Origin of the sequence: Geothrix sp., assembly GCF_020622065.1 — a bacterium.
Taxonomy (GTDB): domain Bacteria; phylum Acidobacteriota; class Holophagae; order Holophagales; family Holophagaceae; genus Geothrix.
This window is the reverse complement of record NZ_JAHRYQ010000001.1, coordinates 894,155-906,539: the sequence shown is the minus strand read 5'-3', so window position 1 is coordinate 906,539 and position 12,385 is coordinate 894,155. Positions and strand designations below refer to the sequence as shown.

General features: G+C 65.9%; 10 protein-coding genes. 4 read left to right on the top strand and 6 right to left on the bottom strand.

Going from position 1 to position 12,385, the window contains the following annotated elements; genetic code table 11:
• Positions 1-263: 263 nt before the first annotated feature.
• Genes secD through tgt form a run of 3 tightly spaced genes read right to left on the bottom strand, consistent with a single transcriptional unit; the run spans position 264 to position 4,628 of the window.
• The gene (gene secD, locus QZ647_RS04190; RefSeq protein ID WP_291270963.1) at positions 264-3,110 is read right to left on the bottom strand and encodes a protein translocase subunit SecD; all 2,847 of its coding nucleotides are present in this window, start codon (positions 3,108-3,110) and stop codon (positions 264-266) included.
• Positions 3,111-3,167: 57 nt separating this feature from the next.
• On the bottom strand, positions 3,168-3,479 hold the full coding sequence (yajC, locus tag QZ647_RS04185) for a preprotein translocase subunit YajC (RefSeq protein WP_286353605.1): 312 nt from the start codon (positions 3,477-3,479) through the stop codon (positions 3,168-3,170).
• Positions 3,480-4,628 carry a tRNA guanosine(34) transglycosylase Tgt gene (gene tgt, locus QZ647_RS04180; RefSeq protein ID WP_291270962.1) on the bottom strand — a complete coding sequence of 383 codons (1,149 nt, stop codon included), beginning with the start codon at positions 4,626-4,628 and terminating at the stop codon, positions 3,480-3,482.
• 264 nt (positions 4,629-4,892) lie between these two features.
• On the opposite strand from tgt, the gene QZ647_RS04175 reads away from it, so the two are divergent.
• Genes QZ647_RS04175 through QZ647_RS04160 form a run of 4 tightly spaced genes read left to right on the top strand, consistent with a single transcriptional unit; the run spans position 4,893 to position 7,526 of the window.
• Positions 4,893-5,693, top strand: coding sequence for an energy transducer TonB (locus QZ647_RS04175; RefSeq protein ID WP_286353607.1), 801 nt, complete (start codon positions 4,893-4,895; stop codon positions 5,691-5,693).
• A gap of 49 nt (positions 5,694-5,742) precedes the next feature.
• Positions 5,743-6,465, top strand: a complete 723-nt coding sequence (locus QZ647_RS04170; protein WP_286353608.1) for a MotA/TolQ/ExbB proton channel family protein — start codon at positions 5,743-5,745, stop codon at positions 6,463-6,465.
• 60 nt (positions 6,466-6,525) lie between these two features.
• The gene (locus QZ647_RS04165; protein ID WP_286353609.1) at positions 6,526-7,026 is read left to right on the top strand and encodes a biopolymer transporter ExbD; all 501 of its coding nucleotides are present in this window, start codon (positions 6,526-6,528) and stop codon (positions 7,024-7,026) included.
• On the top strand, positions 7,026-7,526 hold the full coding sequence (locus QZ647_RS04160) for a biopolymer transporter ExbD (RefSeq protein WP_291270961.1): 501 nt from the start codon (positions 7,026-7,028) through the stop codon (positions 7,524-7,526). Before QZ647_RS04165 ends, QZ647_RS04160 begins: the two co-directional genes overlap by 1 nt.
• A 43-nt stretch (positions 7,527-7,569) precedes the next feature.
• On the opposite strand, the gene QZ647_RS04155 is transcribed toward QZ647_RS04160, so the two are convergent.
• From QZ647_RS04155 to QZ647_RS04145, 3 genes are all read right to left on the bottom strand, one after another.
• Entirely contained in the window at positions 7,570-8,466 is an 897-nt protein-coding gene (locus QZ647_RS04155; protein WP_291270960.1) for a DMT family transporter, read from the bottom strand.
• A 33-nt stretch (positions 8,467-8,499) separates the two neighbouring features.
• Positions 8,500-9,975, bottom strand: a complete 1,476-nt coding sequence (locus QZ647_RS04150; protein WP_291270959.1) for a DUF512 domain-containing protein — start codon at positions 9,973-9,975, stop codon at positions 8,500-8,502.
• A gap of 219 nt (positions 9,976-10,194) precedes the next feature.
• A complete protein-coding gene (locus QZ647_RS04145) occupies positions 10,195-12,234 on the bottom strand; it encodes an elongation factor G (protein ID WP_291270958.1) in 2,040 nt (679 codons plus the stop codon).
• Positions 12,235-12,385: the final 151 nt, after the last annotated feature.

Below are 12,385 nucleotides of genomic sequence, written 5' to 3'. Positions count from 1 at the left end.
GGACGACTTGTCCCCGCTCGTATTTCGAGATGAGGCTCTGGGTACTCACGCTCCCTGAGACCTACCAGCTGGACTGATTGTTAGACAGGTTAAGGGGCCTCTGACCAGAGGCCCCTTTTTGTAGCCTGGATATTGTAATCATAGGGGTTGTGGCTCAGATCTAAGGCAAAGATCCTTCAGTGTCCAGGAAGAAGCCCGGCTTTGCCGGGCTTCTTCGCGGGGGTCCGGGGGTGTGCGCGCCAGCGCGGGACCCCCGGAGAACATCAGGCATGCTGTTTGAGTTTGTCCTTGCCGCCGAACCACTGATCCCAGTACACCACCACGGGGCTGGCGATGTAGATGGACGAGTAGGTGCCGGTGATGACGCCGATGACCAGCGGGAAGGCCAGGTCCTTGAGGGCCGGGCCGCCGAAGAGCCAGAGGCAGACGCTGACGAACAGCACGGACAGCGAGGTGAGGATCGTCCGGCCCAGCGTCTGGTTGATGGAGTCGTTCACCAGCTTCGTGACTGTGGCCCGCCGGTACTCCGGCCGATGGCTGTTCTCCCGGATTCGGTCGAACACCACGATGGTGTCCGCCATGGAGTAGCCCATGAGGGTGAGGAAGCTCGCCACCACCGGCACATTGAACTCGTAGCCAAAGGCCGCGAACAGGGCCAGGGCCATGAGCATGTCGTGGACCAGGGAGACGATGCCGCCCACGGCGTAGCTGGCGGTGAACCGGAACATCACATAGACCAGGATGGCGCCGAGGGCCCAGGCCACGGCCGTGAGGGTCTTGCGGGTCCATTCCCCGGAGATGCTGGGCGAGAAGCTCTCGTCCTTGAGGAGGCCCACCGCACCCAGACGGTAGGTCTTCTGGATCGAGTCCTTCACCACCTGGGGCAGTTCCTGGGGCAGCTCACCGAAGGTCTGATAGAGCCCCGAAGGCAACCGGTCGCGGCCCGCGATGACCTTTTCCGCGAAGGGCGCATAGGCCGCCGCAAGGGCCGCCTCGTCGCCCGCGATGCCTGCGGGGTTGGCCTTCGCCAGGGTGTCCGTGAGCGTCTTGGAACCCTCGAGGTTGAGGGCGGGAAGCGTGCTGGTGGCGCCTTCGGGATCCATCTGCTTGAAGATGGCCCTCAGGGCATTCGCCTGCTTGGTGCTGTCCTTCTGGTCACCGTCCTTCTTGGCCTTCACCTTCACCGAGAAGTCGCGGACGGACTTGTCCTTGTTCTCGTAGGCCACCACGGTGGCGTCGGAGTAGCCGTTCTTCGCCAGGGCTTCCCGGATGGTCTCCGGCTCCATGGCTCCGCGGAAGCGCACGGTCATGTCGTTGCCGCCCACGAACTGCATGCCGAGGTGGATGCGGTTGTTGTGGGTCAGGTTCCAGGGCTTCACCCAGAGGATGCAGAGCAGGATGATGCTCCAGGTGATCGCGATGGCCGTCCCCTTGTACTTCATGAAATCGTAGGCCGCGCCCTTGAAGAACGAGTGGGTGCCCACGGAAAGAGTCTTGGTGCCGGGATGGTGCTCCAGCACCCAGTCGTAGATGTAGCGGCTGATGTAGATGCTGGTGAACAGTGACGCCACGACGCCCACGGTGAGGGTGACGGCGAAACCCTTCACGGGGCCGGTGCCGAAGATGAAGAGCAGCAGGGCCGCGAAGAGCTGGGTCACATGGCTGTCCACGATGGTCCAGAACACCCGGTCGAAGCCTGCGTCGATGGCGCCGGGCACGCTCTTGCCGAGGCCCAGCTCTTCCTTGATGCGCTCGAAGATCAGGATGTTGGCGTCCACCGCCATGCCCAGCGTGAGCACGAAGCCCGCGATGCCCGGCAGGGTGAGCGTGGCCCGGAAGGAGCCCAGCAGGCCCATCATCACGATCACATTCACAGAGAGGGCGACGATCGCGTTCACACCCGACCAGTGGTAGAAGATCACCATGAAGCCGATGATGGCGGCGAAACCGATGACGGCGGCGCGCACGCCGGCGTGGATGGAGTCGCGGCCCAGGCCGGGGCCCACGACGCGCTCTTCCAGGAACTTCATGGGCGCGCGGAGGGCGCCGCTGCGGAGCTGGCTGGCGAGGTCGTCGGCTTCCTGGGCGGTGAAGCTGCCGCTGATGCGGACCGCGCCGCCGATGATCTTCTCCTTGGCGCTCAGTTCCGTGACGATCTTGCGATCGAGCACGATGGCGATGAGGCGGTTTTCCTCGGAAGCGGTACCGGTCAGGCGGGCGAAGTCGTCATCGCCCTTCTTGTTCAGGGTGAAGTTGACTTCGTTGGCTTCGGTCTGCGAGTTCGAGGCCCGGTGCGAGTCGATGATGTCGGCACCGTCCACGGCCACGCGGCTTTCCAGCAGCACCCAGCGGCTGATCTTCTCTTCGCCGGGCTTGGCCTTCACCACGGGCTGGCCGGCGCGGCGCGCCTGGCGGTCGCTCTCGATTTCGGGCAGCAGCTCGAACTCGGGGGGAATCGCCCCCTTGAAGTAGGTGAGGGCGTCTTCCTTGGAGGCGAAGTAGATCTGCGGGGCCTTGGCCAGCAGACGCTGCTCCAGGTGGCCGGGGGTGGCCAGCAGGTTCTTGATGCGCTCGCGGTCGCCCTCCTCGATGCCGGGGATCTCGACCACGATGCGGTTGCCTTCGGCGCCGCTGGCGGTGATCTCGGGTTCCAGCACATTGGCGGGGTCGATGTCCCGGATGCGCTTCTCGATGACTTCCAGGGCCCGCTTGTTGGCGTCGTCCTTGAGGGTCTTCTGGTACTCAGTCTTCTGGGTGAGGCGGAACGAGCCCCCTTCCTGGGCCAGCGCGTAGCCGGGGAAGAAGTCCTTGGCGACCTTCTCCACCGTGGCCTTCTGATCCGCCGGCACGCCTTCGACGCGGAGGGCGTCGCCCTCCACGACGGCCGTGGCGCCCTGCAGGCCCTTCTCCTTGAGCCGGGAGGCGAGGCGGTCCTTGCCGTCGCGCAGATCGGCCGCCAGGGCCTCCTGGCCCTGGACCTCCAGCTCGAAGTGAACGCCGCCCCGAAGGTCGAGGCCGAGTTTCACCTTCGTCAGAGGCGTGAAGAAGTATCCGCAGCCGAACAGCACGGCCAGGAGGATGACGAGGCGCCAGAGGCTCCGCTTGGTCACGGGGCACTCCTCACAGAAGGCGGGCCGGATCGGATCCGGCCCGGGAGGTCAGGAAGGTCAGTTCTTGGTTTCCGGTTCGCTGGCCAGGGAGGCCACGGCCGCGCGCCGGGCCTTGACCACGGAGCCGCCGAGCTTCACCCAGATGTGCTTGTCCTCGACCCGGTCGATGGTGGCGTAGAGGCCGGAGGTCAGCACGACCTCGTCGCCGGCCTTCAGCTTGGACAGGCGGGCCTCCATCTCCTTCCGGGCCTTGCTCTGGGGGCGGATGAGAAGGAAGTAGAACATCAGGGCCATGCCGCCGATGAACACGAACTGGGTCCAGCCCGGAGGGCCGGCCGGGGCGGGCGACTGCAGAAGGGCGTACATCATTCAGGGCTCCTCGGTCATCCATCCGGAACGCGCGGACTGGGCGAAAGCTGGAAAACGGTTCTCCAGCAGGGCCTGCCGCGCGGCACGGGTGAGCCCCACAGTGTAGCTCAGGTTGTGGATCGTGTTCAGCGTGAAGCCCAGCAGCTCTCCGCAGCGGAACAGGTGGTGCAGGTAGGCCCGGCTGAAGGTCCGGCAGGTGTAGCAGGAACAGGCGGGATCCAGGGGCAGGTCCCCCTCCCGGTGGCGGGCGTTCTTCAGGTTGAGCCGACCCCGGCTGGTGAGGATGCGGCCGTGGCGGGCCTCGCGGCTGGGCAGCACGCAATCGAAGAGGTCCACCCCCTGTTCGATGCCGAAGAGCAGGTCCTCCGGCGTGCCCACGCCCATGAGGTAGCGGGGGCGGTCCGCCGGCAGCTCCGTCACGAACTCCGCCAGCACGGCGTTCATCTCCGCCTTGGGCTCCCCCACGCTGAGGCCGCCCACCGCGAAGCCCTGGAAGGGAGTCCCGGCATCGAGCTCCAGGGCCTCCGCCAGGTGCCGGCGCCGCAGGTCCAGGTGGGTGCCGCCCTGGTTGATGGCGAAGAGGCCCTGGTGGGGCTGCAGCGGCACGGCCCGGCTGCGGGCCAGCCAGCGGGTGGTGCGGGCCATGCTGATCTCGAGCTTCGCGCGCTCCATGCGCCCGGGCGGGCACTCGTCCAAGGCCATGCAGATGTCCGAACCCAGGTTGCGCTGGATCTCCATGCTCCGTTCCGGCGACAGGAACTGGGGACTGCCATCGATGTGGCTCTGGAAGGTGACGCCTTCTTCCGTCATCTTCCGCATGGAGGCCAGGGAAAAGACCTGGAAACCGCCGGAATCCGTGAGGATGGGCCCCTCCCAGCCCATGAAGCGGTGCAGGCCGCCCAGCTGGGCCACCAGGGCGTCTCCCGGCCGCAGGCCCAGGTGGTAGGTGTTCCCGAGAATGACCTGGGGGCCGATCTCCCGGAGCTGGACCGGCGTGATGCCCTTCACGGTGCCCTGGGTGCCCACCGGCATGAAGGCCGGGGTCAGGACCTCGCCATGAGAGGTAAGGAACCGGCCGGCCCTGGCGGGGCGCTGGGCCTCGCCCGTTTCGGGGATGAATGAGAAATCGCGACTTGTGATTTTCGACATGGGGCGGACCAGACTTCCTTACTAAAAATTAACAATCCCATCCTTTGAGGGGGTGGATAGGTGTCGCGGTAGGCAGTAAAAAACCGGGGGACGCCGTATTTACGGGGTATTCCGCCCGTTATCCGGGCTTGACCTGCCGCCGACCCTTTGCCATCTTAGCCGTTGGGCTCGTCCCAGTTCTTTACCCTATTTCTCGGTGGCCGATTCGATGTTCCCGTCGTATCGGCTCGCTGTTTTTTCCCCTGGATCTTTCAAGGGAGTCGCATGAGCAAAGATCCCCAGAAACCTGTTCCCGCCAAGTCGGCTGCTCCTGTGGAGACGCTGGAGGATGCTGTCTACAAATCCTCCCTCGCCGCCGGGAACGACGCCATCCGGCGGGGCAATCCCCTGGTCACCATCCCCACGACGGTGGCCATGTACGCCCTGTTCGGCTTCGTGGCTTTCCAGCTGGCCAAGCACACGGAGACCGGCAAGAAGGTGATCAAGACCGTGGGCATCGACCTCGCAGAGCAGGCTGATGCTGCGGCTCCCCCGCCTCCTCCTCCGCCGCCTCCGCCGCCGCCGCCGCCGCCGCCTCCGATGGCCGTGTCATCCGCCAAGGTGGATTCGACCCCCATCGACCCGCGCCAGGAAGTGGTGCCTGAGCAGGCGCCGAAGGAGCTCCCCAAGCAGGATCACTCCCTTGGCGGCGTCCCCGGCGGCGTCCCCGGCGGTGTTCCCGGCGGCGTCATCGGCGGTGTGGTCGGTGGCGTGGTCGGTGGCGTGGTCGGCGGCACCGGCAAGGTGGTGGACTTCGACTTCAGCCAGATCAAGGTGAAGTACCAGCCCCCCGCCCCGCCCTATCCGCCCCTCGCCAAGATCGCCAAGATCCAGGGCACGGTGGTCGTGGAGATCGTGGTGGGTCCCGATGGGATTCCGACTTCGGCCGCTGCGAAGGAAGGTCCTCCCCAGCTCCGTCCCACTGCCGAGGCCTATGCCATGCAGTGGAAGTTCGAACCGGCCCTTCTGAACGGCACCCCTCAGTACGCCCGCTTCAAGCTGACGATGCCTTTCCGGCTGAAGTAGTCCGCACTCCTTCCCACGCCACTCACTCTTCCTCCCATAAGGAACTCTCATGAACCTGCTTTTCGCTCCCCTGATGCTCGCCGAAGGCGGCGCCGACGCCTTCTCCGCCGCTGAAATCTGGCGCGCGGCTTCCATCGCCAACAAGTTCATCATCACCGTCCTCTTCATCCTGATGGCGTACCAGATCTATGTCGCCATCGAGCGCTTCGTGACCTACGCCCAGAGCAAGCAGGCCTCCGACAAGTTCCTCAAGCTCTTCATGGACACCCTCCGCCGCGGTGATTTCGAGGCCGCCAAGCGCGCCGCGACCACCCACAACAAGAGCCACATCGCCCTCGTGCTCAAGCACGGCCTGGACATCTTCCAGTACGAGAAGCAGCTCAAGACCATGAATCCCAACCACGACGCCATCCAGCCCGTGGAGCGTGCCATCCAGCGCGGCACCGCCGAGGTCGTCGAGCTCCTCAAGAAGGGCATGAGCGGCCTGGGCACCATCGGCGCGCTGGCCCCCTTCATCGGCCTGCTCGGCACCGTGATCGGCATCATCAAGGTCTTCTCCGACCTGAAGACCAAGGGCGCCGGCGACATCAACGCCCTGGCTGGCTCCATCGGTGAGGCCCTGGCCACCACCGCGCTCGGCCTGTTCGTCGCCATCCCGGCCGTGTGGATCTACAACCTGCTGACCACCAAGCAGGATGTGGTCGTCACCAACATCAACAACGCGGCTTCCCAGATGATCGACGAGTTCATCCGCCGCGAGAGCCAGAGCTAGGTTTTTCCACCCCCGCCCGGGGGCGCAAGCTCCCGGGCGATTTTCTGAGGAGAACACACCATGGATGCAGGTGGTTCCAAGGGTGGGATGAAGTCCGACATCAATGTCACGCCCCTCGTGGACATCGTGCTCGTGCTGCTGATCATCTTCATCGTGATCACGCCCGCCGTGAACGACAGCGTGAAGCTGCCGCTCTCCAAGCACAGCCCGAAGGTGGAGAAGGACCAGGGTGCCAAGTACCTCACCCTGATGCTGGCCTCCAAGCGCAACGCCAAATATGAAGTGATCGGCCCCGGCGCCGTGACCATCGACGACAGAGAAGCCAAGGACGAGCGGTTCTTCATCAACAACGAAGCCGAACGCCAGAAGCTCGAAGACTACATCAACCGCAATGTCTCCCAGTTGAACGACAAGCGGGTGTTCGTCAAGGCCGATGCCGACCTTCCCTTCAAGTACATCAACGATCTGTTCCAGTCCTGCCGGAAAGGTGGCGCCGATGAGGCCTCCATCGTGACCAGCGAAGTCAAGGACACGGACAAGAAGCCGGAAGGGGGCAAGTAATGGACGCCGGTGGTGCCAAGGGCAAAGCCAAAACCGATATCAATGTCACCCCCCTGATCGACATTGTGCTGGTGCTCCTGATCGTGTTCATCGTGATGGTGCCCGGCCTCAGCAGGGCCATGAAGGTGGTGGTTCCCCAGGTCCAGGTGACCTCGGCCCCCCCCAAGCCCGATCCGAACAACATCCTGATCCAGGTGGATCAGGACGGATCGCTCATGCTCCAGTCCGAGAAGATCGACGCCGAGGGCATCAAGGCCAAGCTCCCCGACGCGGTCATGCTCCAGCCCCTCAACTACCGGAAGGTCTTCCTGAAGGTGGACGAGGATGTGAAGTACCAGGTCATGGTGGATGTGCTCGATGCCATCCGCGTGGCATCGGACTCGGCCAAGAAGAAGTCTCTGGAACAGCTCGACAAGTTCCAGGGCCAGGATGGCGGCGATGTGAAAGTGGCCGTCTCCCTGAAGCGCCGGGCCGCCGCTGCCACCGCGCCGGTCAGCTAGAACGAATTCGACGATGAAAAAGGGCCCCGAACGGGGCCCTTTTTCATGCCCGTCGCCGGTGGCCAAAGGCGGTGCCGTAGGCCACGCCAGCGACGGTGATGAGCACCCCAGCCAAGCCGAAGCCCGTGGCGCGCTCGCCGAGCAGCGGCACCGCCAGCAGGAACTGGACGATGGGCAGCAGCTGGAGCCAGACTGCCGCCTCCGACACCGACAAGGTGCCGTAGGCCTCCGACATCAGGAGCTGCCCCCCGTAGGCCAGGAGACTCATCAGAACCCCCAGGCCCCAGATGCCGAAGCCTCCCGTCAGGCGGGGCCAGGGGTCCAGGGCGAAGGGCAGCACCACGGGCAGGCCTGCCAGGCAGAAATAGAAAAAGATGGTGGCCGCGTTTTCCGTGTGCCGGGCCGCCCGGATCGCGTTGGCGCTGGTGGCCGCGAAGACCGCCGCCGCCAGCGCCGCCACCCCGCCCCTGCCCAGGCTCAGTCCCGCATGGCCCTGCCCCAGGACCAGCACCACACCCAGGGAGGCCGCCAGCACCGCCAGCCAGAGGTGGATCGTGGGGCGCTCCCGGAAGAGGAACAGGGACATCACCACCGCGATCACCGGGAAGACATTGTAGAGGATGCCCGCCTCGCCGGCGGGCATGTGGGCCAGGGCGTAGAAGTAGAGCACCACCACGGCGCCGCCGGACAGGCCCCGGGTCACCAGCAGCCGGTAGTTGCTGGGCCAGTAGAGGCCCGGCAGCAGCCGGAAGGCCGCGAGGCTCACGAGGGCCCCCACCACGAAGCGCAGCACGGCCAGGTGCCCCGCCGTGAACCCCGCCCCGGGCAGCGTGAGCTTCCGCGCGAGAATGGCCATGAGCCCGAAGCAGACGGCGGAACCCGCCAATTCCACCCGGGCCATCAGGCGGCGGCGGGACAGGGCGGCGGTGGCGGCGGGCATGTCCTCCATCCTGCCGCGAATGCCGCCTTCAGGTCAGGGGTTGTACGCGCCCTGGGGAAGGTTCAGGCCCGCGGCGTGGAAGGCGGACTGGAGCGCTCCTCCCCGGAAGGCACCGCGGTCCGCGGCCTCCAGGTGATCCAGCAGGTGGGACAGGTTGGCGCCGCTGGGGACCGTGGGCACCCCGAGCTCCGCCGCCAGCTGGGGCAGGGTCAGGTCGTCCAGGAAGGTGCCCTCCTCCCGCACCACGGCGCCCCGCAGGGTGTACTGATCGGTGGGGCCGGTGTGGGTCCGCAGGCTGGCGGAGGGCACCACCACGGCATCCACCCAGCCGGAACCTCCCTTGGCCTCGCGGTCGGCGTGGGCCGCGTACTTCAGATCCTCGCCGCAGAGCAGACCCGCCACGGTGACGCTGTCGCCGAAGCTGAAGTTCTGGGCGGGCACCACGCGCAGGTGGCTGCCCACGGCCCGGTTCAGGTCGGTGGCCACGCGGGAGAGCGTGGGCGCAAAGCTCGACCCCGTCAGCAGCAGCACCCGGCGGCCGGCGAACCCCTTCGCCCGGGGGCTCTTGATGAAGCGGCGGCTATGCTCCAGGAAGCGGCGCACCAGGCCCACGCCGTTTTCCAACTGGGCCCAGGATTTCGAGTAGAAGGCACGGCCCGGCACCTCGATGCCCGCCCGGGTGAACCATTCGTCCGCCAGCAGCAGCCACGGCTCCCCATCGCTGGCCTTGGCGTACTTCCGCACCTCCGGCGTCCAGCGGGCCACCCAATCCCGGGCGAAAGCCGCGTCCACATCCTGCACCGAAGGCAGGTGCTCCCGGTGGGTCGTGAGGCCCACGGGCACGCAGGACAGGCTCAGCACGCTGCCCCGCCCCACACGATGGCGGGACCAGAGGTCGTCCACGGTCTGCTGCCAGATGGCTCCGTCGTTGAGCCCCGGCGCCACCACGGCCTGGGTGTGGACATCGATGCCGCCCTCCAGCAGACGGTCGATCTTGCGGAGGATGTCGCCCTCCCGGGGATTGCCCACCACCTTCACGCGAGCCGCGGGATCCGTGGCGTGGACCGACACATGGATGGGGCTCAGGCGCTCGCGCACGATGCGATCCAGCTCCGCGTCATCGCTGCTCGACAGGGTCGTGAAGTGGCCGTAGAGGAAGGAAAGGCGAACATCCTCGTCCTTCAAATAGAGAGACTTGCGGAAGCCCTTGGGCATCTGGTGCACGAAGCAGAAGACGCAATTCTGCTTGCAGACCTTCACCTCGTCCTGGGCCAGGTCCACCCCGATGCCCTCGCCGCCGTTCTCCACGAAGGCCTTGAACGAGCTGCCGTCCGGCCGCTGGACGAGCAGTTCCGCCTCGTCTTCCCGGGTGATGAGGAACTGGTAGTTCAGCTGGTCCAGCACCGCCTCGCCATGGATCTCCAGCAGGGTGTCCCCCGGGCGGATCCCAGCCTCCTCGGCCAGGCTGCCGGGCTCTACCGCGATGATCTGTACGCCTTTCTGGGCCAAGGGGACACTCCATGCTCCGGAGTCCCTGGGGAATCCGGAGATAGATTGTCTCATTGCGAAGGAATTATGGCTTTTCCTATTCTCCGGCCCGCCTGGGGCCAGGGCCTCGGTGGACTAGGCGCGGAGACCAAAGAACGAGCCCGGCTCGGCCGGGCTCGTTCGCGGGGGTCCCGGGGGTGTTCGCGCAGCACCGCGGCGCGAACACCCCCGGAGAAACAACTAGGCCGTGGCCTTCGCCTGTTTCCGCGCCTCGACCACCTTGTCGGCGTCGCGGCCCACGAGTTCCTGCAGGTGGTGGAAGGCCCAGGTGAAGGAGCCGACGCCCATGGTGAGGCTGCGGAGTTCCACGATGACATCGCTCATCTCGGCCTGGGGGATGTAGGCGGAGACCACATCCCAGCCGTTCCAGCCCGGTTTGGCGTCGAAGCCGAGGACCTGGCCGCCGCGCCTTCCCGTGACCAGTCGCTGGGCCTTGGGCGTGAACTCGCTGGGGACGCTGATGTGGACTTCGGAGATGGGCTCCAGCAGCACGGGATGGCAGACGGGAGCGGCCTCGGTCATGCCAATGCGGGCGGCGGTCTTGAAGGCCATGTCGGAGCTGTCCACGGTGTGGTAGCTGCCGTCCACCAGGGCCACATGAATGTCCACGACCGGGAAGCCCAGGGGACCCCGCTTCATCCACTCCACCACGCCGTGCTCGACGGCGCCGAAGAAGTTCTTGGGCACCACCCCGCCCACGATGCGCTCCTCGAACTGGAAGCCGGTGCCGCGCGGAAGGGGCTTGATCTCCAGCCACACATCGCCGAACTGGCCGTGGCCACCGGTCTGGTGCTTGTGGCGGCCGTGGACCTTGGCGGCTTTCGTGAAGGTCTCCCGGTAGGGGACCATGGGCGGATGCTGCTGGACATCGAGGCCGAAGCGGCTCTTGAGGCGGTCCAGGGCGCACTTGAGGTGCACTTCGCCCTGGCCCCAGAGGATGCGTTCCTGGGTTTCGGCGTTCTGCTCCACCTGCAGGGAGGCGTCCTCCTCGCAAAGCTTCTGCAGCGCAAGGGAGAGCTTCACATCGTCACCGCTCTTGGTGGTGTGCAGGCTGAGGGCCAGCATGGGCTGGAGGGGTTCCGGCCAAGCCAGCTCAACCTTGGCGGAAGGCGTGAGGGCCTCGCTGGTCTTCACCTCATCCATGCGGCCCAGGGCCACCACCTCACCCGCCGAGGCCTTCTGCTGCTTGACCTGCTGGGCGCCGAACAGCTTGTTGATGCCGCTCACCCGATTGCCGGCCAGGGAAGTGCCATCGGCCACTTCGCCGCGCCACACGCGGGAGATGCTGAGCTTGCCCACATGCTGGGCGTGGACGGTCTTGAACACCTGCACCAGGGTGTCCTTGCCTTCGGGAAGGCCCAGGCGCTTGGCCGTGGCGTCCACCCGGGGAGCTTCCTCGCAGAGGGCCTGGAAGAGCCGCCGGACGCCAGCATCCTTGTCGGCGGAGCCGAAGAAGACCGGCACCAGCAGGTCGTCACGCACATCCTTGGCCATGTCCTCCGCGACCTCCTCCAGCGTCGGCACCATGTCGCTGAGCAACTCCTCCATGAGGTGGTCGTCGAAGTCGGCCAGCTTCTCCAGCATCTGCTGGCGGGCCTCCCGTTCCTCGGGCAGCACGGACTCGGGCATCTGCAGGAGGTCCGCATCCTTGTCGGCCTCGTACCGATAGGCGTGCTCGCTGATGAGATCGACATAGCCCGTGACCTGGTCGCCCTCGCGGATGGGGACCTCCACCAGGACCAGCGGCCGCTCCGAGATGATCTGTAGGGCGTTGAGGGCATCCTTGAGCTTCCCCGCGCTGCCGGGGGCCTCCATCTTGTTGATGAAGACCACATGGGGGATCTGGTGATCGTCGAGGAACTTCAGGGCGGGCGCGGCCATGAGGGCCCGGGCCGGATCGGGATCGCAGACCACCACGGCGATGTCGGCGGCCATGAGCGCGTGCACCGTCTCCTGGCGGAACTCCACGGAGCCGGGGCAGTCGATGAGGGTCCAGGCCTCACCCTGGAACTCGCACGAGGCCAGGCTGGCCTCCACGCTCATCTGGCGCGCCTTGGCCTCCATGGAGGCATCACCCACGGTATTCCCCTCCTTGACGGAACCCTTGCGCGGCAGCGCACCCGCCGCGAAGAGAAGGCTCTCCATCAAGGAGGTCTTTCCAGAGAGGTAGGGACCCACGATGGCCGCTACGCGTGGAGTTGACTGAGAATTTCCGCTCACAGTGCCTCCTGATTGTCTGGTTCCATGTTGGACCGCCCCAAGTGTTCCGATCTGCCGTAACGCTGGCAACACAAAAAACAACCGCCTCGGAAAAGGCGGCTTAGGTCACAAATCAGGCAAGCAGGAGGACCCGCCCAAGGCTTTTTTTCAC